We start from the raw sequence: 24,930 nt of genomic DNA on the forward strand, positions 1-24,930 counted from the left end.
GCACCCGTCCCCTCGCCGTTCAGTCGGCGAGGTTGCGGCCGTTGAAGAGCTCGACGATCTCGCGCTTGAGCTGGGACTCGATGCGCATGCGGTCCTTGAAGCCGAGGTTCTTGGCCTTCTCCTCGAACAGGTAGGTGTCGAGGTCGAATTCCTTGAGGTGCATCTTCGTGTGGAACAGGTTTTCCTGGTACACGTTGACGTCGATCATCTCGTAGCGCGACTTGATCGGCTTGGACATGAAGTCCTGGATCGAATTGATCTTGTGGTCGATGTAGTGCTTGGTGCCCTTCACGTCGCGGGTGAAGCCGCGCACGCGGTAGTCCATGACCACGATGTCGGACTCGAAGCTTTCGATCAGGTAGTTCAGGGCCTTCAGCGGCGAGATGACGCCGCAGGTGGCCACGTCGATGTCGGCGCGGAAGGTGGCGATGCCGTTGTGCGGGTGGGTTTCCGGATAGGTGTGCACGGTGATGTGCGACTTGTCCAGGTGCGCCACCACGGCGTCGGAGATGATCTCCTTGCCCGCGGCCTTCTTGTCGATCACCGGCTCTTCGGAGATCAGGATCGTCACCGACGCACCCTGCGGGTCGTAGTCCTGGCGGGCCACGTTCAGGATGTTGGCGCCGATGATCTCGGCCACGTCGGTCAGGATCTGGGTCAGTCGCTCGGCGTTGTAGGCTTCATCGATGTACTCGATGTAGCGCTGGCGCTGTTCTTCCGACACGGCGTAGCAGACGTCGTAGATGTTGAAGCTCAGGGCCTTGGTCAGGTTGTTGAAACCCTGGAGCCTGAGGCGGGGGAGCGGCTTGACCACGATGGCTTTCCTGCGTGCGGAGGGGGGTGGAGCGGAGGGGGCGCATTATCGGCCAAATACCCCCCGGGGGAAACCTTGGCCCGGCCGGGCCGGCGCCGGCATTGCCGATCCCGCCATGACGCCCTAATCTGAATGCTTCACAGCCAGCCGAGGACGCGCCATGGCGCAGGACAGGACTTCGCCGATGCCGATCCAGCCACACAAGGTGGTCAACAGCCCCCTGGCCCCCGACGCCGCGACGTTCAGCCGGTTCCTGGACCACTGCCACCGGCGCCGCTACCCGTCCCGCAACGACGTCTTTCGCCCGGGCACGCCGGCCACGTCGCTCTATTACGTGATCAGCGGCTCGCTGTCCGTGGTCAGCGAAGAGCCGGACGGCCGGGAGCTGATCCTGGGTTACGTGAACGCCGGCGAGTTCATCGGTGAAATGGGCCTGTTCTTCGCCGCCGACGCCCGCGCGGTGGTGGTGCGCACGCGCAGCGCCTGCGAACTGGCCGAAATCAACTACGACCGCCTGCACCAGCTCTTTGCCGGCCCGCTGGCGGCCGAATGCCCGCGCATCCTGTACGCGATCGGCCTGCAGCTTTCCAAGCGCCTGCTCGACACCAGCCGCAAGGCCAGCCGCCTGGCCTTCCTGGACGTGAGCGGGCGCATCGTGCGCACGCTGCACGACCTGTGCCAGGAGCCGGACGCGCTGTCGCACCCGCAGGGCATCCAGATCCGGGTCTCCCGCCAGGAGCTGGCCCGCATCGTCGGCTGCAGCCGTGAGATGGCCGGGCGTGTGCTCAAGCAGCTGCAGGAACAGGGCATCCTGCACGCCCGCGGCAAGACCGTCGTGGTCTACGGCACCCGCTGATCGATGGCTCGCCAGGTCGCCGGCACCGACACCCTGCTGGTGCGGCCGGCCGCCGCCCAGGACGCCGCGGGCGTGGCCACGCTGCTCGGCGTGCTGGGCTACCCCTGCGACCGCGATGAAGCGGCCACCCGGCTGCGGGCCGTGGCCGAAGAGCCGGGCCAACAGGTGCTGGTGGCCGACCGCCACGGCTGCCTGGTGGGGCTGCTGGCGCTGGACATCCGCTACTACCTGCCGCTGGGTGGCCCGACCTGCCGGATCACGGCGCTGGCGGTGTCTGCCGGCGAACAGCGCCAGGGCGTGGGCCGGATGCTGCTGCGCGAAGCTGAACAACGCGCCCGCCAGGCCGGCGCCGCCCGCATCGAACTGACCTCGGGCGCCCAGCGCGCCGAAGCCCACGACTTCTACCGCGCCTGCGGCTACGAAGACGGGGCCCTGCGCTTCCTGAAGCGACTCGGCGCCTGAATATTCGGGGCTTGCCCCCTGGGGCAAGAACAGCCTGTGTTGGGACTTCGTCGCGGCGCCGCCGCGCACGCTACGTCCTCGCCGCCCGGCCGGTCGCAAGCGTCATCCATGACCAGCTCACGGCCGGCCGTTACGGACATCCATGTCCTCCACTTCGTCGAGGACATAGCGTGCACGTCGTCGCTCCGATTCCCGCACGGGCCGTGGGTTACCCGCTCGCCCCTTCGTGGCGAAGTGCCAGTCGCGACATGATTGCGCCGCTCGGCGGCGGGCTTGTATCCAGCGGCCCGTGCGGAAATCGGGGCGGCAGCGTGCAGTGGGGGAAATCGTCGGAGCGGAGGCAGGATGCCGAAGCGCGCCCGAGTCGATGGGCAGGACGCCGTATCGACCGAGGGTCCGGCGATTCCCCCGCTGCGCGCTGACGCTGCGACGAAGCCCCAACAAAGGCTGTTCTTGCCCGACGGGCAAGCCCGCTTGTCCGCGAGAGTCAGAGCAGGGTTTCGAAGGCGCCGCGCAGGCGCTTGTCGACGCGGGCGAGGTTGCGCCGGTCGGGTTGTACCAGGACCGGGCGCGCGGTTTCGCACAGCAGCGGCAGGTCGATGGCGCTGTCGGAGTACACGGCCGCGAAAGGCGGGTGGATGCCGGCGCGCTCAAGCGCCACCAGCTTGCGCGGGCCCACGGTGTGTTCGGCGCCGATGTAGCCGCCGAGGGCCGGACGCACGCTCGAGCCGACCACCGGCACGTCCGGCTGGCCCAGCGCCCTCCACAGCGAGCGCGCCAGCCCCGCCTCGGCGCCGGTGACGATCACCACCTCGTCGCCCGCGGCCAGGTGCGCGTGCAGCCGGGCTACGGCCGGTGCGATCAGCAATTGCTCGCGGCGGGCCGCGCACAGCCGCAGGAAATCCTCCCGCGCCTCCGCCAGCGCCTCGTCGGTGCGTCCCACCGTCGCCAGCCAGGTGTAGAAACTCGCCGGCATCCAGGCCACGCGCCACCAGCCGAAAGCCGGCTTGAGCACCGGGAAACTCGCGCCCGCCAGCAGCCGCCGCAGCGGGTGGCTGGCCAGCAGGTCGCGCAGCCAGGCCGCCGCGCAGTCGCCGCGCACCAGCGTGCCGTCGAAATCGAACAGGACGGTGGCGGCGCGCGAAGCCATCCTTCAGCCGAACAGCCGAGCCAGTTCGGCGCCCGGTTCATCGGCGCGCATGAAGCTCTCGCCGACCAGGAAGGCGTTGACGCCGTTCGTGCGCATGCGCGCCACGTCCTCGCGGGTCGCGATGCCGCTTTCGGTGACCAGCAGGCGGTCGGCCGGGACCGCCGGCTTCAGGTCCAGCGTCGTGTCCAGGGACACCTCGAACGTGCGCAGGCTGCGGTTGTTGATGCCCACCAGCGGCGCGCCCACCTGCAGCGCGCGCTCGAGTTCGTCGATGTCGTGCACTTCCACCAGCACGTCCATGCCCAGCTCCAGCGCCAGGTTCGACAGCCGTCCCAGCGCGGCGTCGTCGAGCGCCGCGACGATCAGCAGGATGCAGTCGGCGCCCAGCACGCGGGCCTCGTGCACCTGGTAGGGATCGATCACGAAATCCTTGCGCAGCACCGGCAGCGAACAGGCCGCGCGGGCCTGCTGCAGGTAGGCGTCGGCGCCCTGGAAGAAATCGACGTCGGTCAGCACCGACAGGCAGGCGGCGCCGCCGCGTTCGTAGCTGGCGGCGATGTCGGCGGGGCGGAAGTCCGGGCGGATGACGCCCTTGCTGGGGCTGGCCTTCTTCACTTCGGCGATGACCGCCGGCAGGCCGGCGTCGATTTTCGCCTGCAGCGCCGCCGCGAAACCACGCGGAGCCGGCGCGTCGGCCTGGCGGGCGATCAGATCGGCCAGCGGCACCGCCGCCGACCGTTCGGCGACCTCGACGGCCTTGCGGGCCAGGATGGTTTGCAGGATGTCGGACACCGCGCTCACTTCCCGGCCAGGCGGCGGGTGGCCGCGACGAATTCATCGAGCTTGGCGCGGGCCTTGCCACCTTCGAGCGCGGCGCGGGCCTGGCCGATGCCGTCGGCGATGGAAACGGCGCGACCTGCGGCGTACAGCGCGGCGCCGGCGTTGAGCGCGACGATCTCGCGCGGCAGGCCGTCCTTGCCGTCCAGCGCCTCGAGCAGCATCGCGCGCGACTCGTCCGCGTCTTCGACGCGCAGGTTGCGGCTGGCGGCCATCGGGATGCCGAAGTCTTCGGGGTGGATTTCGTACTCCACCACGTCGTTGCCACGCAGTTCGCCGACCATGGTGGCGCCGCCGAGCGAGATTTCGTCCATGCCGTCGCGGCCCCAGACCACCATCGCGCGCTTGGCGCCCAGGCGCTGCAGCACGCGCACCTGGATGCCGACCAGGTCGGGGTGGAACACGCCCATCAGGATGTTCGGCGCGTCGGCCGGATTGGTCAGCGGGCCGAGGATATTGAACAGCGTGCGCACGCCCATTTCCTTGCGCACGGCGGCCACGTTCTTCATCGCCGGGTGGTGGATCGGCGCAAACATGAAGCCCATCCCGGTCTCGGCGATGCAGGCCGAGACCTGGTCGGGCTGCAGTTCGATCACCGCGCCCAGGGCCTCGAGCACGTCGGCGCTGCCGGACTTGGACGAGACGCTGCGGTTGCCGTGCTTGGCCACCTTGGCGCCCGCCGCGGCGACCACGAACATGCTCGCGGTGGAGATGTTGAAGGTGTGGGCGCCGTCGCCGCCGGTGCCGACGATGTCGACGAAATTGTGCGCGTCGGGCACGGTCACCTTGGCCGAGAATTCACGCATCACCCGCGCCGCGCCAGCGATCTCGCCGACGGTTTCCTTCTTCACGCGCAGGCCCGACAGGATCGCGGCGGTGAGCACCGGCGACACCTCGCCGCGCATCACCTGCCGCATCAGGTCGACCATCTCGTCGTGGAAGATTTCGCGGTTCTCGATGATGCGCTGGAGCGCATCCTGCGGCTTGATCGGCATTGCTTTTCCCTGTTTGCGCCTGACTAATCCTGTAGGAGCGCCTTCAGGCGCGATGGCCTTCCAGGAAGTTTCGCAGCATGTCGTGCCCATGCTGCGTGAGTATCGATTCCGGATGGAACTGCACGCCCTCCACCGCCAGCGTCTTGTGGCGCAGGCCCATGATCTCGTCCATCGAACCGTCTTCGTTTTCGGTCCAGGCCGTGATCTCGAGGCAGTCGGGCAGCGAATCCTTCTCCACGACCAGCGAATGGTAGCGCGTGGCCTCGAAGGGATCGGGCAGGCCCGCGAACACGCCGATGCCCTTGTGGCGGATCGGCGAGGTCTTGCCATGCATGATCGTGCGGGCCCGCACCACCTTGCCGCCGAAGGCCTGGCCCAGGCTCTGGTGGCCCAGGCAGACGCCCAGGATGGGCACCTGGCCCGACAGCTTTTCCAGCACTTCCAGCGACACGCCGGCTTCGTTGGGCGTGCACGGCCCCGGCGAGATGACGATGCGCTCGGGCGCCAGCGCGGCGATCTGGGCCACGGTCAGCTCGTCGTTGCGCACGACCTTCACGTCCTGCCCCAGCTCACCCAGGTACTGGACGAGGTTGTAGGTGAAGCTGTCGTAGTTATCGATCATCAGCAGCATTGTCGGCCCATCTATCTGATTTTTAGTGCTTTTTTGCCGCAGGCCCAGGCCGAATCGGCGGCAGCGGCGGCCAGGACCGGCCGCAACGGCGGCCCACAAGAATAGCCGAGGACCCTGCCCCGATGCGGGCCCCGGGGTCCGTGCGTGCGTGGCGCCTTGGTCCCGGCGGCGACGTTGATTGCAAAAGGCAAATCCGAAGGAGCCCGCATGGCACACCTCAGCGCCTATCTCCCCTGGTGCGCGGAGCTTGATGACCGCAGCGCCCTCGTGGGGGAGACCATGCGACGGCCGAAGAACGCGCACTGGTCCGGCTGCACCCGCAGCACGGCTTCGCCCTTCTGGAGATCGCCGATCACGACCAGTTCCAGGAAGTGAGCCAGATCGTCCTGCAACATCATGAACAGTGGGACGGCAACGGTTCTCGCGATCCCTTCGGCATGGTGACGTAGCCGCCCGCCTGGGCCAGGGCAGCAGTCAGCAGTCAGGAGGCAGCGGCGTCCGCCGTTGGCGGGCAGCGGTACAGGACGACTTCGTCGCTGCCCGTTGCTCGGGCAAGGGCCTCGTCGTCGTGACGCAGCACCAGCTGCTCCGGGCCGACCGAGAGGATCTCGCGCTGCTGCCCGACGCCTTGGAAAACGATGCGAAGTTCGCTGCCGCTGCGCTCGTAGCTGCCCGAAGCCAGCACCTGCCATCCGCCCCCGTCATCCATCAGCGCCTCGTGGCGGCCATCGGCCGTGAAGCTGAGCCGGCTTTCGGCACACAGCGCCGGCTCCACCGCCCACTCGCCGACCAGCGAGCCCGCGCCCTCGGCAGGCGCGGCGTCTACGGCCTCCGGGCCGGTCGCGGGCGGCGACGCCGAAACCGCATCGGCCGTGGCGTCCGCGGGCTGCGAACAGGCCAGCAGCAGGAACAGGCAGGGAATCAAACCGGTGCTCAGGCAGGCGGCAGGGCGCATGGTCGGGCCTCCAGGACGTCGTTGTCCCTGTTACGCAGCCAAGGCGCGCGACCCGCCACGACCGGGCCTCAGCCCGGCGCCACTTCCACCCGGTTGCGGCCGTTGCGCTTGGCCCGGTAGAGCGCGTCGTCGGCGGCGGCGAGCAGGCGCTCGGGGGCGCGTGAAAGCTCGCCACCCTGGATGCGCCGCGTGACCACGCCCAGGCTGATGGTCACCGGGATCGCGGCGCGGCCCACGGCGATGGGCCCGGCGTTTTCGATGGCGGCGCGCAGGCGTTCGGCCAGCTGGGTGGCTTCGACGAGGCCGGTGTCGACCGCCAGCACCGCGAACTCCTCGCCGCCGACGCGGGCCAGCAGGTCGCTGGCGCGCACCTGTTCCTCCAGCAGAAGCGCGACCCGGCGCAGCACGGCATCGCCGGCCGGGTGGCCGTGCTGGTCGTTGATGGCCTTGAAGCGGTCGATGTCGAGCGTGATCAGGCTCAGCGGGTGGCCGGTTTCGGCGGCGCGGGTGGCTTCCCGCGCGAGCTGGTCGCCGAAGTGGCGGCGGTTGGCCAGGCCGGTCAGCGCATCGGTCATCGCCAGCACTTCGAGCTGGGCATTGGCTTCGCTCAGGGCCAGGGTGCGTTCGCGCACGCGCTGCTCCAGGCCGGCGGCCATTTGGGTCAGCTCGCGCTCGTGCGTGGTCAGTTCGTCCACCAGGCCGCGCAGGGCAACGGTGAGTTCCCGGGCCTCGCGATAACCGCGCTCACGCGGGAAGGCGGCGTCCGGCTCGCGTGCCTGGATCCGCCGCGCGGCTTCCGACAGTGCGTGCAGGGGCGCACCGATCCAGCGCGCCATCAGGGTGCCCAGCAGCAGGAACAGCACCGTGATGGCGATCGCGGCCAGCCAGATTTCGCGGCTCAGCTCGCGCACCGGCTCGAAGGCCTGGCTGGCTTCCTTGCGGACCAGTACCGTCCAGCCCAGCCCGGCGTAACTTTCGTAGCCCTGGGTCGGCACGTAGCCGGTGAGGTACTGCTTGCCGTCGGGCCAGGTTTCCAGCACCGCGCCACGCGCACCCTCGCCCACCGCGCGGGCGCTGGGCACGGCCGGCACCTGCCCGCGCATGTCCTCGGGACCCATGATGATTTCCCCGGCGTCGTTGAGGAAAAACACTTCCACCGGGTCGTTGGCGGCCATCTGGTCCTCGCGCAGCCCCTCGGCCCAGCGCCAGGACAGGTGCGCCCCGAGCACGCCGGTCACGACGCCGTGCCCGTCATGGATGGGCGCGGCGACGTCCACCAGCCGCAGCGGCTCGCCGCCCGGGCTGGACACCAGCTTCGACAGCAGCACCGCATCGTGCAGGTCGCCGACGAAAGGCTCCTTGCGCGCGCCCTGGAACCAGGGTCGTGAAGAAACGTCCGCGCCTTCAAGCAGGCCGCGGTTGGCGATCTGCACCCGGCCGTCGGCGCCGGCGACGCCGATCCAGACATAGTCCGGATAGTTGAGCTGCATCAGGTCGAACAGGTCGCGCAGCGCCTCTTCGTTGGCCGCGGGGTCGTCGAGCACCGGCATCAGCGCCAGGGCCCGCATGTCGTTCAGGCGTTCATAGAGGCCGCGGTCGAGGCGCCCGGCCAGCGCCTGCGCGCGCGTCTGCAGGCGCAGGCCGATGTCCTCCTGCAGCTTGTCGGTGGCCACGCGTTCGATGCGCCACGACAGCACGGCGACCAGCGCCACCGCCAGCGCGCCGAAGCTCAGCGCCAGCCAGACCCTCAGGCTGGTGGAACGGGGGCGGAGGCGGCGAAGAAGGCCTTCCACCCCGGCGCCTCAGAGCCCGCCCGCTGCCTGGGCCACGGCGCGGAACAGCGCGCGGCCCTTGTTCATCGTCTCTTCCCACTCCTTCTGCGGGTCGGAGTCGTGCACGATGCCGGCGCCGGCCTGCACGTGCAGGCGGCCGTCCTGGATCACCGCGGTGCGGATGGCGATCGCGGTGTCGGCGTCGCCCCACCAGTTGATGTAGCCCACGGCGCCGGAATAGATGTTGCGCTTCACCGGCTCGAGCTCGCGGATCACTTCCAGTGCGCGGATCTTCGGCGCGCCGCTGACGGTGCCGGCCGGGAACGTGGCCTTGATGACGTCGGCGAAGCCCAGGCCGTCCTGCAGCTGCCCGCGCACTTCGCTGACGATGTGCATCACGTGCGAATAGCGTTCGATGATGAACTGGTCGGGCACGGTGACGCTGCCCGGGTTGGCGACGCGGCCGACGTCGTTGCGGCCCAGGTCGATCAGCATCAGGTGTTCGGCGCGCTCCTTCGGGTCGGCCAGCAGTTCGGCCTCGAGCGCGGTGTCGGCCTCGGGCGTGTCGCCGCGCGGGCGGGTGCCGGCGATCGGGCGCACGGTTACTTCCCCGCCCTGCAGGCGCACCAGGATCTCGGGCGAGCTGCCCACCACCTGGGTGCCGCCGAGGTCGAGGAAATACATGTAGGGCGAGGGATTGAGCGCACGCAGGGCGCGGTACACGTCCACCGGCCGGGCGCGGAAAGGCACGCTCATGCGCTGGCTGAGAACCACCTGGAAGATGTCGCCGGCGCGGATGTATTCCTTGCAGCGCTCCACCGCCGCGAGGAAACCTTCGCGGGTGAAGCCGGACACGAAGTCCTGCTCCTGCAGCAGCGACGGATCGAGCACGTCCGGGTAGCTGCGGCCGGAGTGGCGCAGGCGGTGCACCAGTTCGTCCAAGCGGCGCACGGCGCGGGCGTAGGCCTGCGGTTCTTCCGGATTGGCGTGCACCACCAGGTAAAGGCGGCCCTTGAGGTTGTCGAAGACCGCAAGCTCCTCGCTGAGCATCAGCAAGGCATCGGGCGTTCCAAGCTGGTCGGGCTTGTCGCCGCCGGCCAGGCGCGATTCGATCCAGCCGATGGTTTCGAAGCCGAAATAACCGACCAGGCCGCCGGTGAAGCCGGGCAGCTCCGGGATGCGCGGCACCTTGAACGAGGCGCGCAGGCGATCGACCTCGGCCAGGGGGTCTTCGAGCGTGCGGGTCTCGGTGACTTCACCGTGTTCGCGCACCTCCAGCTGGTGGCCGCGGAAAGTGTAGGTGCGGCGCGCCGGCAGGCCGATGATCGAATACCGGCCCCAGGTTTCGCCGCCTTCGACGGACTCGAACAGGTAGGTATGCGAGCCGTCGGCCAGCTTCAGGTACACCGACAGCGGGGTGTCGAGGTCGGAAAGCACCTCGCGCACGACCGGGATGCGGTTGTGGCCGGCCTGGGCGAGGGTCTGGAACTGTTCGGCGGAAATCACGCGCGGCGTCCGTTTGAGGCAAGCCCAAGTATATCCACAGACCTTTGTAGGAGCGCCTTCAGGCGCGAAGCCTTTGCCTGCGGCACAGAGAAGATTCGCGCCTGAAGGCGCTCCTACAGGCCAGAGGGCATGCCCCGCAGGTGAAGCACGAACTCCACGCCGCCGCCGCCCGGCAGGTTGCCGGCTTCGGCGTGGCCGCGGTGCAGGTCGGCCACCAGGCGCACGACATAGAGCCCGAACCCCAGGTGGGCGGCACCTTCGGCGCGCTGGTTCTTTTCCCGCAGGCTCACCAGCGAATCGAACAGGCGGCCGCGCATGGCGTCCGGCAGCAGCGGGCCCTGGTTGGCCAGGGTGATGCGCACGCCGTGCTCTTCGCGCGCTGCCGACAGCCGCACCCAGCCCGTCTCCGGCGTGAAGCCGCGCGCGTTGTCCACCAGCTTGTCCAGCGCCTGCACCAGCAGGTCCGGCGCGGCCCGCAGCGGCAGCGGACCGGCGGGCAGCTCGAGCCGCAGTTCCCGGGGTGCCAGCAGCACGCGGTAGGCGTCGGCGCAGTCCTGCAGCAGCGTGCGCAGGTCGAGGTCTTCGGCCTCGGCCGCGTCGATGGCGTGTTCGATGCGGGTGACCTCGCTCATCGTCCGCACCAGGTTGCCCATGCGTTCGACGCCGTCCCGGGCGCGGGCGAGCACGATGCGCGCCTGCGGTTCGAGTGGCTCGTGGTCGAGGTTGTCGAGCGAACTGCGCACGATCGCCAGCGGCGTGTTCAGCTCGTGCGACAGCTTGCCCGACAGCGATCGCAGGTAGTCGGTGTAGGCCGAGACCTGGTCGAGAAGCCGCGCGAAACTGCGCGAGAGGTCGCCGACTTCGTCACGTGCCGTGGTGCGCGGAAAGGGCGTGACCCGGCCTTCGCGGTCGAGCGCGCGCTCGGCGGCGTCGCGCAGGCGGCGGATGCGCTGTCCCAGCCGCGTCGCGAACAGCAGGATCACCCCGCCCGAGGCCAGGAACGCGACCAGGCTCACGCCCAGCAGCCGCGAGAAGGCCTGGTCGGTGAGCAGCAGCACTTCGGAATTCGAACGTTCGACCAGCACCGCGCCGCGGACCTGGCCCGCGACCTCCAGCGGCACCGACGCCGACAGCAGCAGGCGGGCGCCGGCCGGGTCGCGCCGCCAGGCCACGGCCGGGCTGCCGGCGACCGCCCGGGCCACTTCCGCGCGCACCAGCCGGCGGGCCTGGGCCGGCTCGTCGGCGACGGCGGTGACGTCGCGGAAAAGCAGGGCGCGGTAGAGGCCGCGCCGCCAGGGCAGGATGTCTTCCTCGGACGGGTCGGCGCGAACCTCGCCGGCGCGGGCCAGCACCCAGCCTTCGCGATCGGTCACGCGCACGCGCATGCCTTCTGGAGCCAGCGCCTGCAGCACGGGTTCAAGCGCGCCGAGGAATCCGTGCAGCGGCAGTGGCCGGATCCCGCCGTCGCCGTCGAGGGTGCCGGCGACGCGGACCTGGCCGAGTCCGTCCGCATCCTGCACGCGCAGGCCGAGCGCGCGCACGCTGAAGTCCTGCGGCAGGGCCAGTTCAAGCTCGTAACCTCCCTCGCGTTCGCGCCAGGCGCCCTCGACGCGGACGGAGGGCGGCAGGCCATCGTCGCCGGCGACGCGCAGTTCACCGGGGCTCGCATTGGCGAGGCGCAGCGAAAGCACGCCGCCGCGTCCCAGCAGCCGCAGCTCCAGCCGGTCGAAGGCCAGGTCGGCCGGCCAGTGCGCGTCACCGCGCTGGGCGCTGGCGTCGTCGACGGAAATCCACAGGTGCAGCCGCTCGTTGGCGCGACCGGCCAGCACGCGCATCCAGGGCCGGGGCGAACCGAACGCCAGCGCCGAACCGGCGGCGACGCGCCAGTCCGCCACGTCGCCGTCGAGCCGCGGCGCGAAGTCCAGCAGATGCACGAAGCCGCTATCACCGGCGGCGGGCAGCCCGCCCGGACGCACCGCGACGCTGCGGGCCAGGGCATCGGCCGAGGCCAGCAGCGCCTGCTCCTGGCCCTGGCGCAGCAGGGTTTCCATCTCCCGCACGAACTGCCAGCCGGCCCAGGGCAGCGCCAGGATCGACAGCGCCACCAGCAGCAGTTTCGAGCGCAGGCCCATGCCGCCTCAGGCGCGCCAGCGGTAACCGGCGCCGTGCACGGTGTCGATGTCGTCGAAGGCGGGGTCGAGCGCCTGGAACTTCCGGCGGATGCGCTTGATGTGCGAAGTGATCGTGGCGTCGTCGACGACCACCTGCGCTTCCCGCATCAGCTGCTCGCGGGTTTTCACGTGTCCCGGGTAGCGCACCATCGCATGCACCATCCAGAACTCGGTGACGGTCAGCGCGACGTCCTGGTCGTTCCAGGTGACGCGCATGCGTTCGAGTTCCAGCGTCAGCCCGCGCAGCCGGAACACCTGCTCCTTCACCCGCGGCGCCGCCAGCGAGTCCATCCGGCGGAACAGCGCGTGGATGCGCGCGGTCAGCTGCGGCAGGCTGGTGCCCTTGCTCAGGTAGTCGTCGGCGCCCAGGCGCAGGCCGGAGATCACGTCGAAGTCCGAGTCGCGCGCGGTCAGGAACAGGATCGGCAGCGTCGCCGACTTCGCGCGCAGTTCGCGGCACAGGTCGAAGCCGCCTTCGGGTTCGTCGCCCAGGCCGACGTCGATGATCACCAGGTCCGGCAGCTTCGTCGCGAAGGCGGCCTGCGCCTCGGCGCGGCTGGCGAAAGGCAGCACGCCGTAGCCGTGGCGACGCAGTGCGTCGGCGTAGTTGTCGCGGATGGCGGGTTCGTCTTCGACGATGGCAACGGTGCGTGACATGGGGCCAGCCTAGGCCACGGGCCCGGGGCCGGCAACGTGTTGCCCGCGAATCGCCACAACTCGTCAGCGCCCTGCCCTTGCTTGCCCCTATGCGGGCCGGTGGCCGCGCTGTGATGCAGCTGTCCCCACGGAGAGCCGCCATGACCGAGCGCGAAACCCGCAAACCCCGTCTCTACCTCTCGCTGCGCGCCGCAGGCTGGAGCCGCCGCTGGCTGGCCGGCCTGCTGCTGTCCCTGCTGCCGCTGCTTGCAGTGGCCGGGGAGGACCCGGAAGGCCTGCTGTTCGAGGAAAACGGCCAGTGGGTGGCTACCCTGGCCATGGACACCAGCGTGCACATGCGGGTGCACGGACTGATGGCCGAAGTGTCGGTGCGCCAGACCTACCGCAACGACTCCAGCCAGTGGCGCGAAGGCCGCTACCTGCTGCCGCTGCCGGAAAACGCGGCTGTCGGCGCGCTGACGCTGCGCATCGGGGACCGCCTGGTCGAGGGCGAAATCCGTGAGAAGGAGGATGCGAAGGCCGCCTACGAGGCTGCGGCCGCCGCCGGCCAGCGCGCCAGCCTGGTCTCGCAGAACCGTCCGAACCTGTTCCAGACCGCGGTGGCGAATATCGGCCCCGGTGAGGAAATCGAGATCGAGGTGCGCTACTGGCAGCCGGTGGCCTACCGCGATGGCGTGTTTTCCCTGGGCCTGCCGCTGACGCTGACGCCGCGCTACCTGCCGGCGCCGTCGCCCGAGGCGTCCTTCGCGATGCATTCGATGGCGGCCAGCGCGCCCGATACACTGCCCGCCGCCGCGACCGCCGTCGATCGCGGCATTGCCGCCGGCCCGACCGTGGCCCTGATCGCCGACATCGATGCCGGCCTGCCGCTGCAGCGCGTCGAAAGCCCGACCCATGCCGTCAGCGTGTTCGGGCACGAGGGCCGGCACCGCGTGGAGCTGGCCGAACTGGTCGAGCCCAGCGACCGCGACTTCGCGCTCGAATGGGAGCCCGTGCCCAGCAAGGCGCCGCGCAGCGCCGTGTTTCTGGACCGCGTGGCCGGCGAGGACTACGCGCTGCTGATGCTGGTGCCGCCGACCCTGCCGGTGGCGCCGCTGCCGCGCGAACTGATCCTGGTGATCGACAACTCCGGCTCGATGTCGGGCGCGTCCATGGCCCAGGCGATCGAAGCCGCGGACCGCGCGCTGGCGCGGCTGCGCCCCGGTGACCGCTTCAACGTGATCCGCTTCGACGATGATTTCGAGCTGCTGTTCGCCGATGCGGTGCCGGCCGAACCCGGCAACGTGGCCCGCGCCCGCGCCTTCGTGCGCGCGCTGCGCGCCGAGGGCGGCACCGAGATGCTGCCTGCGCTGGTCGCCGCCTTCGCCGACCACGCGCCCGAGGGTTACCTGCGCCAGGTGGTGCTGGCCACGGACGCTGCGATCGGCAACGAGGACCAGCTGCTGCGCTTCATCGAATCGGGACGGGGCAAGAGCCGGCTGTTCCCGGTCGGCATCGGCAGCGCGCCCAACGGCCACTTCCTGCGCAAGGCCGCAGAACTGGGGCGCGGCACCAGCGTGGCCGTGCGCGACGTCAACGAGGTCGCGGAAAAGATGGACGGCCTGCTGGCGAAGCTCGACCGCCCGGCGATGCGCGACATCCAGGTCGACTGGCCCGGCGTCGCGGAGGCCTATCCCGCGCGCATTCCCGACCTTTACCAGGGCGAGGCCGTGCAGGTGGTCGCGCGCCTGGACCGGATCGACGGCATCGCGACCGTGCGCGGCCTGTCGCCGCAGCCCTGGTCGCGCCGCCTGTCGCTGGGTAGCGAAAAGTCGCTGCCGGCGCCGGGCGTGGCGCGACTCTGGGGCCGGGCCCGCATCGATGCGCTGGAAGACGAACTGCGCCGCGGTGGCGACATTGAAAGCCTGCGCCCCGCCATCGTCGATGTCGCGCTTCGCCACGGCCTGGTCAGCAGCTACACCAGCCTGGTCGCCATTGATAAAACCCCGGCGCGCCCGGCCGGGGAAAGCCTCGGCAGCACCCAGCTCGCGAACGCCACCCCTGCCGGCAGCCTCGCCTTCGCCCAGGGCAGCACGGGCTGGCAACGCGACCTCATCCTCGCCGCGGTTCTGCTGCTCGGCAGCCTGCTGATGCTCCGGGCGAGGCAGATTTCCCCTGTAGGAGCGCCTTAAGGCGCGAAGCCCTTCTTCGCTGAAAGCGAAGCAAAAGATTCGCGCCTGAAGGCGCTCCTACACCCACGCAAGGAGACACCGACATGGTCCTGATCGTTGAAAACCGCAGTCGCTTTCCTGCCCCGGCGCCCGAGCCGGGCCGGCGTTCGACCGAAACGGCGCTGGCGCACATGCACTGGTTCTTCGTGCCGGCCGACGCCAGCCCGCTGCTGCGGCGGCGCCCGTTTCCCCTGCCTTCCCCCAAGGCCGCGCAGGAGGCGCGGTGAACTTCGCGACCACATCACGGATGCACCCTCGGGACACGGAAGTCCCACCATCGCGGCGGCCTGCACCCCGGCCGCGCGGCCTTCGCGGCAGCGCCGCGCCGGCCCGCCGCTGGCTGGCCCGGGCCCTGCTGGTGGCGGCCCTCGCGCTGGGCCTGCAGGCGGCCTGGCTTCCCGCCAAGGCGGCGCTGGCGCAGGGCCTGCTGGAAACGACCTGGCGGCAGTCGCTGGCCGACGGCGGCACGCATCGCCCCTGGCCCTGGGCCGACACCCATGCGGTGGCGAAGCTGGCGGCGCCGCGCCTGGGCATTTCGCAGATCGTGCTGGCCGGAGACAGTGGCCGCAGCCTGGCTTTTGGGCCGGGCTGGGCCGAGTCGAGCGCGACGCCCGGCGCAGCAGGCACCGTGGTCATCAGCGGCCATCGCGACACCCATTTCCGCTGGCTGCAGGACCTGCGCCAGGGCGACGTGCTGGAACTGCAGGGCCGCGCAGGCCCTCGTCTTTATGAAGTCATCGGGACCCGCGTGGCCGATTCCAGGAAGGAGCGCATCGCCGCGAGCAAGCTCGACCAGCTGCTGCTGGTCACCTGCTGGCCCTTCGACGCCACCGCGCCGCGCGGACCGCTGCGCTACCTGGTTACGCTGCGGCCACTTCCGCGCGCATCTTCGCGATGACCTCGCGGTAATCGGGCGCGTTGAAGATGGCCGAGCCGGCGACGAAAGTGTCGGCGCCGGCGGCGGCGATCGCGCGGATGTTGTCGGCTTTCACGCCGCCGTCGATTTCCAGGCGGATCGGCTTGCCGAGCTTGTCGATGCGCTCGCGCACGCGCTTGAGCTTGTCGAGCGCCGAGGGGATGAAGGCCTGGCCGCCGAAGCCCGGGTTCACCGACATCAGCAGCACCAGGTCCAGCTCGGGCAGCACGTAGTCCAGCACCTCGACCGGCGTCGCCGGGTTCAGCACCAGCCCGGCCTGGCAGCCCTGCGCCTTGATCAGCTGCACGGTGCGGTGCACGTGTTCGCTGGCCTCGGGATGGAAGCTGATGACGCTGGCGCCCGCGGCGGCGAAGTCCGGGATGATGCGATCCACCGGCTTGACCATCAGGTGCACGTCGATCGGCGCGGTGACGCCGTGCTTGCGCAGCGCCTCGCAGACCAGCGGGCCGATGGTGAGGTTGGGCACGTAATGGTTGTCCATCACGTCGAAGTGCACCCAGTCGGCGCCGGCGGCGATCACCGCGTCCACTTCCTCGCCCAGCTTGGCGAAGTTGGCCGACAGGATGGACGGGGCGATGATGCAGTCGGACATGGCGGCCTCAGTGCTTGTTGCGCAGCTTCTTGATGCGGTCGTAGGCGTGGTTGATCTCGCGCGCCTTTTCCTCGGCCTGCTTGCGCAGGTCTTCGGCGATGCCGCCCAGGCGGTCGGGGTGGTACTGGGTGATCAGCCGGCGATAGGCGCGGTCGATCTCGGCTTCGCTCGCTTCGGGCGTCAGGCCGAGCACGGCGTAGGGGTCGTACTTCTTCGCGCGGAACCAGTCGGCGTCGAAGGCATGGCCCAGGGCCAGGCCCAGCACCGCGCCGGCCGGGTGGCGCAGCAGCAGCCAGCCGGCGATGAAGCCGAACAGCTTCCCGTACCACCTCATCGCTGGCCCCCGCCGACGAAACCGGGCTGGGCCGCATACCAGGCGGCCAGCGCCTCGATGTCGGCGGGCTGCAGGGCATTGGCCAGGCTGGTCATCGGCTCGTGGCGGCGTTCGCCGCTGCGGTAGGCGGCCAGCGAACGGGCCAGGTAGATCCGGTCCTGCCCGCCCAGGTGCGGCGTGCCGGCGATCCGGCTGGTGCCGTCGTCACCGTGGCAGGAGGCGCACAGGCCCAGTTTGGCGGGGCGTTCGGGCAGGCCGCCGGACGCGGCGTTTGCCGGCGCCGGCGCGGCGGTCCGGCCGTCGGCGCAGGCCACCAGCGGGGCCAGCGCCAGGCCCAGGATGAGGGATGGTCGGAGCATGCGCGGATTCTAGCAGCCGGTCCGGCAGCCCGGCGCGCACCGGGGCCGCCAGAGTCGTACAATGGCCGGCCCGGTCCCGTTCACGAGACGCCCGTGCCGACCACCCTGCATACCGCCGAGCTTCCCGGCCTGCCCCTGCTCCATCGCGGCAAGGTCCGCGACGTGTTCGAACTGCCGGGCAAGCGCCTGCTGATGGTCGCCAGCGACCGCCTTTCGGCCTTCGACGTGGTGCTGCCCGACCCGATTCCGGGCAAGGGCGAGATGCTGTGCCAGATCAGCAACTTCTGGTTCGACAAGACCGCCCACCTGGTGCCCAACCACCTCACCCACGAACCGGTGTCCTCGGTGCTGCCCGAAGGCAGCGACCTGGCGCTGTACGAGCGGCGCTCGGTGGTCACCAAGAAGCTGCGGCCGGTGCCGGTGGAGGCGATCGTGCGCGGTTACCTGATCGGCAGCGGCTGGAAGGACTACCAGCGCACCGGCGCGGTGTGCGAAATCCGCCTGCCCGACGGCCTGCGCCAGGCCGAACGCCTGCCGCAGCCGATCTTCACGCCCTCGAGCAAGGCCGCCGTGGGCGAACACGACGAGAACATCAGCTTCGACACCATGGTCGCCCAGGTCGGTGCCGACCTGGCCGAACAGATCCGCGCGGCGACGCTGCAGATCTACAAGTTCGCGGCCCGGTATGCGCGCGAGCGCGGCATCATCATCGCCGACACCAAGCTCGAGTTCGGGCTGGACGACAACGGCGTGCTGCACGTGATGGACGAAATGCTGACGCCCGACAGTTCCCGGTTCTGGCCTGCCGACCAGTACGAGGTGGGCACCAGCCCGCCCAGCTACGACAAGCAGTTCGTGCGCGATTACCTGGAAACGCTGGACTGGGACAAGACCGCGCCCGGCCCGCGCCTGCCTCCCGAAGTGATCGAAGGCACCCGGGCCAAGTACGCCGAGGCCCTGGAGCGCCTGGCCGACCTGCGGATCGACTGAGTCAGGCGGCCGGGACGACCAGCGACCCCAGGCCCAGCAGGCCCAGGACCACGCCGATGGCGATGCCGACGACCACCAGCAGCACCATCGCCAGCAGCGCCGCCAGCAGGGCGCGGCCGTAACCCATCCGGGAGCCGTCCGGGCGCCGGACGGCGAGGTCCAGGCCCAGCGCAAGCAGCAGCCAGGCGGCGGTGAGCACGATGCCCGTGCCCAGCACGGCCCTTGCCAGGGTCGGCACGGCGGCGACTTCGGCCGTGCGGACCTGCTGCATCGTCTCGGGCCCGAGGCCCAACGCCGCGCCCGTGGCCCATTGCACGAACAGCATCAGCACCGACGTGACGGCGAGCACGGCGACCAGCCGCCAGTAGCCGGCGCGCAGGTTCGCGGCCAGCTGCACCGACAGCTTGAGCACCAGCGCGGCAAGAAGCAGGAAAACCGCCCAGGAAAGCGCGGTGGCGAAAACGACGGTGGCGAGGCTGGACGCTTGCATCGGGTCATACTAACGGTTTCCGGATCCGGTCCCGACCATGCCCGTTCGCGACATCCTGCTGGCCCTGCTGGTCTGTGTTGCCTGGGCCGGCAATTTCCTGGGCTCGGCGACGGCCCTGCAGGAACTGCCGCCGCTGCTGTTCACTGCCCTGCGGCTGGCGCTGCTGGTGCTGCTGCTGGCGCCGTTCCTGCGGCGACCGGGTCCCGGGCAATGGCCGCGCCTGCTGGCGATCACGCTGTGCACGGGGGTACTGCACTTCGGCCTGAGCTTCTGGGCGCTGAAGCTGGCCGGCGACCTGAGCTCCCCCTCGATCGTGATGCAGAGCTACATCCCGTTTTCGGTGCTGCTGGCCTGGGCCTTCCTCGGCGAGCGCTTCGCGTGGCGCACCGGTGCGGCGATTGGCCTGAGTTTCGGGGGCGTGCTGGTCCTCGGCTTCGACCCGCTGGTGCTGGACAACCCGCTGTCGCTGGGCCTGATGCTGGCCTCGGGGTTTTTCCTGGCGGTCAGCACGGTGCTGATGCGCGGCCTGGGCGGCGTCACGCGCTACGGCCTGCAGGCCTGGATCGCACTGGTCGGCGTGTTGCCGCTACTGGGCCTGAGCCTGTGGCTGGAGCCTGGCGCCATCCGCCAGCTGGGTGGCGTGTCGGGCAGCGCCTGGGCCGGCGTGGCCTACGCGGCCATCGTCGCCTCGGTCATCGGCCACGGCATCTACTACAGCCTCGTGCAGCGCCACGCCGTCGCGAAGGTGATGCCCTGGCTGCTGCTCACGCCGGTGTTCGCCACCGGCCTGGGCATCGCCTTCTGGGGCGACCGGCCCGGGCCGAAGCTGCTGGTCGGTGGCGCCATGACCCTGGCCGGGATCCTGCTGATCGCGCTGCGATCGCAGGCCAAGGCGCGGGCGGCGCCGGTGGCCGAGGAGCTCTAGCGTAGAGAGGGGACAGGTACGTTTTGGTGAAGCCAAAACGTACCTGTCCCCATTAGCCAGAAACGTACCTGTCCCCAATTCCCTACAGGCGCGGGGTCCAGGTGTCCTTTTCGCCGGGCCGCAGCAGCAGGCGGCACAGGGCGGGCAGGAAGACGATGGCGGCGATCATGTTCACGATGAACATGAAGGTCAGCATGATGCCCATGTCGGCCTGGAACTTGAGCTCGGAGAAGATCCACATCGCCACGCCCACCGCCAGCGTCAGCGCGGTGTAGAAGATAGCGATGCCGGTGGTCTTGAGCGCGATGAAGTAGCTTTCCGACAGGGTGCGGCCCGGCGTCTGCATGGCCTCGCGCATGCGCGCGAAGATATAGATGCCGTAGTCCACGCCGATGCCGACGCCCAGGGCGACCACGGCCAGCGTGTTCACCTTCATGCCGATGTCCAGTTCCACCATCACCGAGTGGCCCAGTTCGGTCACCAGCACCAGCGGCAGCAGGATGCACAGCGCCGACAGCGGGCTGCGGAAGCTGATCAGGCACATCACGAACACCGCCGCGTACAGCAGGTACAGGATGGTGTGCTCGGAAGCACGCACGGTGTCGTTGGTGGCGGCCATCACGCCGACGTTGCCGGTGGCCAGGCGCAGGTTGACCTGGTCGGAGGTGAAGCCCGGCTCGTTCGCGGCCTGTTCCGCCAGGCGCACGCGCAGGTTGCCCTCGGCGTAGGCGCCGTTCTCCTCGCGGAACTGCTTCACCGCCGCGACCACGCGGTCGATGGTGGTGGCGCGGTGGTCGGAGGTGAAGATGGTGATCGGGATCGCGCTGCAGTCGCTGTTGAGCAGGCCCGAGTCGGTTTCGAAGCTCTGGGTGGCCTGGCGCAGGGTGTCCGGGTCGCGCGGCAGCACGCGCCAGGCGCCCAGGCCGTCGTTCCAGCCGGCGTTGACGATCTTGGCGGCGGCCGGCAGCGTGATCACCTGCTCGACGCCTTCGACGTTCTGCATGTGCCAGGCGAAGCGGTCGATGGTTTCCATCGCCGCATACGACGTGGTGCAGGCCGAGGGGCCGGCTTCGGCGATGACGTTGAGGATGTCCACGCCCAGCGCGAAGCGGTCGGCGATCAGCACGGCGTCCTGGTTGTAGCGGGCGTCGGCGTGCAGCTCGGCCACGCCCTGCTGGGCGTCGCCGATCATCACCTTGTTGCCGTGCTGCCAGGCGAAGAACCAGCCCAGCACGCCGACGGCCACGACCAGCCAGGCCACCTTCGGCCGGCTCAGGCGCGACAGGGCGGCCCAGATGCGGTCGAAGCGGGTCAGCTGGCGCAGGCGGAACTCGCGCTTGCGGTCGAGGTTGCGCAGCTTCGTGTAGCTCAGCAGCACCGGCAGCAGCACCAGGTCGGTGAGGATGGTCAGGGCGACGCCGACGGTGGCGGTGATCGCCAGCTCGCGCACCATGTCGATCGGGATCACCATGATCGCGCCGAAGCCGATGCAGCCGGCCAGCAGGGCCACGGTGCCCGGGATCAGCAGCATGCGGAAGGACAGGCGCGCGGCTTCCAGCGGCTCGACTGCGTTCTTGGCGCTTGCGCGAAGCTCGTCGACGGTGCCCTCTTCCAGCCCGCCGAAGAAAATCTCGCCGCGGAAGCGGTTGATCATCTGCTCGCCGTGGCTGACCGCGATCGCGAAGATCAGGAAGGGCGTCAGCATGTTCATCGGGTCGATGCCGAAGCCCATCAGCTGCAGCGCGCCCAGCATCCAGACCACCGACACCAGCGCGGCGGCGACGGTGAGCGAGGCCAGCTTCACCGAGGTCGAGTACAGGAACAGCAGCAGCCAGGTGAAGCCGATCGTCAGCGCGAAGAACTTGATGACCGAGCGCGCGCCGTCGCTGATGTCGCCGACCATCTTGGCGAAGCCGATGATGTGCACGCTGTGGTTGTCGTCTTCGTACTTCTGGCGGATCGCCTCGAACTGGTCGGCGACCTCCTGGTAGTCGAGCTTGTTGACGTCGCTTTCCGGGATCAGGTCGGCCCAGATCATCGCGCCGGAGAAATCCTTGGCGACCAGGCGGCCGACGATGTTGGCCTTGATGATGTTGCTGCGGATCTGCTCGAAGTCCTCGGGCAGCGCCTCGAAGCCTTCGACGTTGGGCGTGAAGGTCTGCGGGATGACGTTGCCGCCCGACAGGCCGTCCTCGACGACTTCGATGAAGCGCACGTTCGGCGTGAACAGCGAGCGGGCGCGTGCGTCGTCGGTCGCCGCCAGGTTGATGACGTCGCTGGTGACGTTTTCCAGCGTCGACATGAACTGCTGGTCCAGCATGTCGCCGTCCTTCGCGATCACGGCCACGAGCACGCGGTTGGCGCCGCCGAACTCGGCCTCGTAATCCTGGAAGGTCTGCATGTACTCGTGCTGCAGCGGCACTTGCTTCTTGAAGCCGGCATCGACCTCGAGCTGGCTGGCGAAATACGCCATCGCCAGCGTGATCAGGGCGAACAGGACCAGGATGACCGGCCGGTTCGCGAAGACGATCTTCTCGGCGATCCGGGCGAACGGGCCGGGCTGGCTGTTGGGCAGGCTCATGGGAACTCCCTTACTGCGGGCGGAACAAGCCGGCGCCCTTGTCGCCGACCACGATGAAGCCGGCATCGCCGGCCGGCAGGACCCCGGTCAGGTTCGGCGTTTCGCCGTTCGCCATCTCGAAGCGGGTTTCGGTGAACGGTGAATCCGCGTCCGGGCGCGTCAGGACGACGCCGTTGGCACCGACCAGGATCGCGCCGCCGTTGGCCAGCGCGTGGCCGCCCATCAGCGAGGTGTTCACGCCGGTGTCGACATTGGTCCAGGTGCGACCCAGGTCGCGGGATTCGAGCACGTTGCCGCGCAGGCCGTGCACCAGCAGATGGCCGCCGCCGAAGGACAGCACGCCGAACATCGAACCCTCGTAGGGCAGGCGGTCACGTTCCCAGCTTTGGCCGCCGTCGGTCGAACGGAAGAAGGCGCCGCGTTCGCCGGCGATGACCAGGTGGCCTTCGTCGGTGCGCGCCATGGCGTACAGGTGCGGGTCGGCCTCGGCCTCGAGCTCGAGGTCGGAGGCGTCGAAGGTCCAGTCGTCGGCAGCGGGGGCCTCGGCAGCCGGTTCGTCGGCGACGGGCTCCTGCGCCACCGGTTCCGCCGGCGCGGGTTCGGGCTCGTCGTAGTTGATGATGCCGCGCGGCGTCCAGGTGACGCCGCCGTCGGCGGTTTCCAGGAACATCGCGTAGGCACCGACGGCGAAGCCGTTCATGCCGTCGACCATCAGGATGTCCATCACCGGCACGCCGTCGAGCGGGTCGGCGTAGTCGGGGGTCCAGACCTGCATGCGCCGGCGGGTCCAGGTCTGGCCGCCATCGGTGGAATGCACGATGACGCCGTCATGGCCGCCGGCCCAAAGCACGCCGTCGGCACTGGTGATCGAAGTGAGGGTGGAGCGCGTGGGCACCGGGGCCTGCTTCCATTCCCTGCCGTCTTCGGAGATCAGTACGTGGCCACGCTCGCCGACGACGAAATAACCGGCCGCGGTCTGCACCACGTCGAGCAGCAGCGACTGGCTGGCGCGCGGCATCATCTCGGCATCGAGCGCCGCCGGATCCACGCTGGCCGCGCTGCCTTGCGCGCCGTCGGAGGCGGTGGCCTCCACGGGTTCGGCGCTGCCGGGCATCACTTCTTCGGGCATCTCGTCGGCCGCGGGTGCTTCGGCATCCTGGGACTGTGCCGCCAGCGGCAGCAGCATCGCCAGCAGCAGGGCACCCGCAAGGCGCGTGCGGTTGAATGGCTTGCTCGACATCATCTCCCCCTTCCGGCTTCCCCGCGTCGCGCGGGCCCCTCAACGCAGCCGCGCCCTTTCGGGCGCGGCTGGTCTTTCTTCAAGCGTGGATCAACGAACGCCCGCGGTACGCAGGTTTTGCGGCGAGTAGTTCGCCGGCGTGCTCTGGTAACCGAAGTCGCGCACCTTGTCCTCGTTGTCGAGCAGCATCGTGATGTAGCGGCCGGACTTGAGGTCGTGGTGGGTTTCGAGGGTGGACCAGAAGGTCGGGACCTCGTAGTAGTTCACCGACGGAGCATCGGAATAACGCCACAGGTTGCCCTGGCCGTCGTAGTGGTCGATCAGCATGATCTGCCAGCTGTCCTCGTCCACGTAGAAGGTGCGGCGGCTGTTGATGTGGCGCATGCCTTCCTTGAGCTTGGCCTCGACCACCCACACGCGATGCAGTTCGTAACGCATGTGGTCGGGGTTGAGGTGGCCCGGGCGGATCAGGTCGGCAACCTTGGTCTTGTCGCTGTGCGCCTTGTAGGCGTTGTACGGGACCAGCATTTCCTTCTTGCCCACCAGCTCCCAGTTGAAGCGGTCCATGGCGCCGTTGAACATGTCGGTCATGTCATTGGTGCGCAGGCCGTCCGAGGCGGTGCCCGGGTTGTCGTAGGCCACGTTCGGGGCGCGGCGCACGCGGCGCTGGCCCGGGTTGTAGACCCACGCCTGGCGCGGCGCGGCGGCCGCGTTCAGGGTTTCGTGCACCAGCAGCACCTGGCCGGCCAGGCGCGCCGGGCCGAGCACTTCCTGCTTGAAGTACAGCAGGATGTTGTTGATGTTCTCGGAGGTGTTGCCCGGCTTGTAGTACAGGCCCAGCAGCTCCTCGCGGACCTTGGTCAGCGTGAAGTTGCCGTTGGCAGTGGGCGCGGCCTGGTTCGAGTAGCTGAGCACCGACAGGCCCTTGTACTTGAGCTTGTGGTTCCAGATGACCTCGTAGGCGTTCTGCGGGATCGGGAACGGGATGCCCTCGGCGCAGTTCTGCACGCCTTCGCCGTTGGAAACCAGCTTGCACTGGGTGGCGTTGCGCTTGGTGAACTCGTAGGTGCGCTGCGGGAACGAGGCGCTGCGGCGGGTCGGGTACACGTCCATGCGGAAGGTCGGGTACTTGGCGAACATCGCCTTCTGGCCCGGGCTCAGCACGTTGGCGTACTGCGCCTGGTTGGCGCGGGTGACCGAGTACAGCGGCTTGTCGGCCGCGTACGGGTCGATGTGGAAGGTGCCGACGCGGAAGCCCGCGGGCGGGCGGGTGATGCCGCCGTCCCAGGCCGGGATGGTGCCGGCGGCGTTGCCGGCCTTCTCGGCGCCAACCGGGGTCAGTTCACGACCCAGCTTGGCTGCTTCTTCGGCGCTGACCGCGGCCTGCACCATTCCGGTGCCAGCGGCAAGGACGGCGCCTGCCGCGAGGGCAAGTGCGTGTTTCCTGTTCATCTTCATCCGTATGC

25 protein-coding genes are annotated in these 24,930 nt (G+C 69.5%); 8 read left to right on the forward strand and 17 right to left on the reverse strand.

Translation table 11 applies throughout. The features are described from left to right. Positions 1-19: 19 nt before the first annotated feature. Positions 20-814, reverse strand: a complete 795-nt coding sequence (speD, locus tag ACE3TE_RS08625; protein WP_188664428.1) for an adenosylmethionine decarboxylase — start codon at positions 812-814, stop codon at positions 20-22. Positions 815-998: 184 nt separating this feature from the next. Here speD and crp point away from each other — a divergent pair, with 184 nt between their 5' ends. After that, complete coding sequence (gene crp / locus ACE3TE_RS08630; RefSeq protein WP_374604068.1) at positions 999-1,670, forward strand: cAMP-activated global transcriptional regulator CRP; 672 nt, start codon at positions 999-1,001, stop codon at positions 1,668-1,670. Between the two features lie 3 nt (positions 1,671-1,673). Further along, positions 1,674-2,132, forward strand: coding sequence for a GNAT family N-acetyltransferase (locus ACE3TE_RS08635; RefSeq protein ID WP_374604070.1), 459 nt, complete (start codon positions 1,674-1,676; stop codon positions 2,130-2,132). A 487-nt stretch (positions 2,133-2,619) separates the two neighbouring features. Here ACE3TE_RS08635 and ACE3TE_RS08640 read toward each other — a convergent pair whose 3' ends face one another. The 4 genes from ACE3TE_RS08640 to ACE3TE_RS08655 are packed head-to-tail and all read right to left on the reverse strand — an operon-like array spanning position 2,620 to position 5,745. Then, the gene (locus ACE3TE_RS08640; RefSeq protein ID WP_374604072.1) at positions 2,620-3,282 is read right to left on the reverse strand and encodes an HAD family hydrolase; all 663 of its coding nucleotides are present in this window, start codon (positions 3,280-3,282) and stop codon (positions 2,620-2,622) included. Positions 3,283-3,285: 3 nt separating this feature from the next. Then, positions 3,286-4,074: an indole-3-glycerol phosphate synthase TrpC gene (gene trpC, locus ACE3TE_RS08645; protein ID WP_374604074.1), complete on the reverse strand. Its 789-nt coding sequence runs from the start codon at positions 4,072-4,074 to the stop codon at positions 3,286-3,288. Positions 4,075-4,079: 5 nt separating this feature from the next. Next, positions 4,080-5,114, reverse strand: a complete 1,035-nt coding sequence (trpD, locus tag ACE3TE_RS08650; protein WP_374604075.1) for an anthranilate phosphoribosyltransferase — start codon at positions 5,112-5,114, stop codon at positions 4,080-4,082. A gap of 43 nt (positions 5,115-5,157) precedes the next feature. Then, positions 5,158-5,745 (reverse strand): aminodeoxychorismate/anthranilate synthase component II, encoded by a 588-nt coding sequence (locus tag ACE3TE_RS08655; protein ID WP_374604077.1) that lies wholly within the window; start codon positions 5,743-5,745, stop codon positions 5,158-5,160. A 311-nt stretch (positions 5,746-6,056) separates the two neighbouring features. Between ACE3TE_RS08655 and ACE3TE_RS08660 the strand changes: the two genes are divergently transcribed. After that, entirely contained in the window at positions 6,057-6,194 is a 138-nt protein-coding gene (locus ACE3TE_RS08660; protein WP_374604209.1) for a hypothetical protein, read from the forward strand. 32 nt (positions 6,195-6,226) lie between these two features. Here the strand turns inward: ACE3TE_RS08660 and ACE3TE_RS08665 are convergent, their stop codons facing one another. From ACE3TE_RS08665 to pdsR, 5 genes are all read right to left on the reverse strand, one after another. Further along, positions 6,227-6,700 carry a hypothetical protein gene (locus ACE3TE_RS08665; protein ID WP_374604079.1) on the reverse strand — a complete coding sequence of 158 codons (474 nt, stop codon included), beginning with the start codon at positions 6,698-6,700 and terminating at the stop codon, positions 6,227-6,229. Between the two features lie 68 nt (positions 6,701-6,768). Continuing rightward, entirely contained in the window at positions 6,769-8,493 is a 1,725-nt protein-coding gene (locus tag ACE3TE_RS08670) for a diguanylate cyclase (protein WP_374604081.1), read from the reverse strand. 9 nt (positions 8,494-8,502) lie between these two features. Next, on the reverse strand, positions 8,503-9,978 hold the full coding sequence (gene trpE / locus ACE3TE_RS08675; protein WP_374604083.1) for an anthranilate synthase component I: 1,476 nt from the start codon (positions 9,976-9,978) through the stop codon (positions 8,503-8,505). 113 nt (positions 9,979-10,091) lie between these two features. Beyond that, a complete protein-coding gene (locus ACE3TE_RS08680; RefSeq protein WP_374604085.1) occupies positions 10,092-12,110 on the reverse strand; it encodes an ATP-binding protein in 2,019 nt (672 codons plus the stop codon). Between the two features lie 6 nt (positions 12,111-12,116). After that, positions 12,117-12,806 carry a proteobacterial dedicated sortase system response regulator gene (gene pdsR, locus ACE3TE_RS08685; RefSeq protein ID WP_374604087.1) on the reverse strand — a complete coding sequence of 230 codons (690 nt, stop codon included), beginning with the start codon at positions 12,804-12,806 and terminating at the stop codon, positions 12,117-12,119. 140 nt (positions 12,807-12,946) lie between these two features. Here pdsR and ACE3TE_RS08690 point away from each other — a divergent pair, with 140 nt between their 5' ends. The 3 genes from ACE3TE_RS08690 (at position 12,947) to ACE3TE_RS08700 (ending at position 15,914) form a co-directional block, all read left to right on the forward strand. Beyond that, the gene (locus ACE3TE_RS08690) at positions 12,947-14,977 is read left to right on the forward strand and encodes a marine proteobacterial sortase target protein (RefSeq protein ID WP_374604089.1); all 2,031 of its coding nucleotides are present in this window, start codon (positions 12,947-12,949) and stop codon (positions 14,975-14,977) included. A gap of 83 nt (positions 14,978-15,060) precedes the next feature. Further along, entirely contained in the window at positions 15,061-15,243 is a 183-nt protein-coding gene (locus ACE3TE_RS08695; protein ID WP_374604090.1) for a hypothetical protein, read from the forward strand. Next, the gene (locus ACE3TE_RS08700; RefSeq protein ID WP_374604092.1) at positions 15,240-15,914 is read left to right on the forward strand and encodes a class GN sortase; all 675 of its coding nucleotides are present in this window, start codon (positions 15,240-15,242) and stop codon (positions 15,912-15,914) included. Before ACE3TE_RS08695 ends, ACE3TE_RS08700 begins: the two co-directional genes overlap by 4 nt. On the opposite strand, the gene rpe is transcribed toward ACE3TE_RS08700, so the two are convergent. The 3 genes from rpe to ACE3TE_RS08715 are packed head-to-tail and all read right to left on the reverse strand — an operon-like array spanning position 15,877 to position 17,238. Further along, on the reverse strand, positions 15,877-16,545 hold the full coding sequence (gene rpe, locus ACE3TE_RS08705; protein ID WP_374604094.1) for a ribulose-phosphate 3-epimerase: 669 nt from the start codon (positions 16,543-16,545) through the stop codon (positions 15,877-15,879). The two genes, ACE3TE_RS08700 and rpe, sit on opposite strands and share 38 nt — an antisense overlap. 7 nt (positions 16,546-16,552) lie before the next feature. Beyond that, positions 16,553-16,879 carry a DnaJ family molecular chaperone gene (locus ACE3TE_RS08710; protein ID WP_374604095.1) on the reverse strand — a complete coding sequence of 109 codons (327 nt, stop codon included), beginning with the start codon at positions 16,877-16,879 and terminating at the stop codon, positions 16,553-16,555. Then, entirely contained in the window at positions 16,876-17,238 is a 363-nt protein-coding gene (locus ACE3TE_RS08715) for a cytochrome c (RefSeq protein WP_374604097.1), read from the reverse strand. Before ACE3TE_RS08715 ends, ACE3TE_RS08710 begins: the two co-directional genes overlap by 4 nt. Positions 17,239-17,331: 93 nt before the next feature. Between ACE3TE_RS08715 and ACE3TE_RS08720 the strand changes: the two genes are divergently transcribed. Continuing rightward, positions 17,332-18,228, forward strand: a complete 897-nt coding sequence (locus ACE3TE_RS08720; protein WP_374604098.1) for a phosphoribosylaminoimidazolesuccinocarboxamide synthase — start codon at positions 17,332-17,334, stop codon at positions 18,226-18,228. Position 18,229: 1 nt separating this feature from the next. Here ACE3TE_RS08720 and ACE3TE_RS08725 read toward each other — a convergent pair whose 3' ends face one another. After that, positions 18,230-18,718: a hypothetical protein gene (locus tag ACE3TE_RS08725; protein WP_374604100.1), complete on the reverse strand. Its 489-nt coding sequence runs from the start codon at positions 18,716-18,718 to the stop codon at positions 18,230-18,232. Between the two features lie 37 nt (positions 18,719-18,755). Here ACE3TE_RS08725 and ACE3TE_RS08730 point away from each other — a divergent pair, with 37 nt between their 5' ends. Further along, a complete protein-coding gene (locus ACE3TE_RS08730; protein WP_374604102.1) occupies positions 18,756-19,643 on the forward strand; it encodes a DMT family transporter in 888 nt (295 codons plus the stop codon). Between the two features lie 82 nt (positions 19,644-19,725). Here the strand turns inward: ACE3TE_RS08730 and ACE3TE_RS08735 are convergent, their stop codons facing one another. From ACE3TE_RS08735 to ACE3TE_RS08745, 3 genes are all read right to left on the reverse strand, one after another. Further along, on the reverse strand, positions 19,726-22,224 hold the full coding sequence (locus tag ACE3TE_RS08735) for an RND family transporter (RefSeq protein ID WP_374604104.1): 2,499 nt from the start codon (positions 22,222-22,224) through the stop codon (positions 19,726-19,728). A 10-nt stretch (positions 22,225-22,234) separates the two neighbouring features. Beyond that, positions 22,235-23,464, reverse strand: coding sequence for a WD40/YVTN/BNR-like repeat-containing protein (locus ACE3TE_RS08740; RefSeq protein ID WP_374604106.1), 1,230 nt, complete (start codon positions 23,462-23,464; stop codon positions 22,235-22,237). A gap of 90 nt (positions 23,465-23,554) precedes the next feature. Further along, entirely contained in the window at positions 23,555-24,922 is a 1,368-nt protein-coding gene (locus ACE3TE_RS08745; protein WP_374604108.1) for a DUF1329 domain-containing protein, read from the reverse strand. Positions 24,923-24,930: the final 8 nt, after the last annotated feature.

This window comes from Arenimonas sp., assembly GCF_041919775.1.
GTDB lineage: Bacteria > Pseudomonadota > Gammaproteobacteria > Xanthomonadales > Xanthomonadaceae > Arenimonas.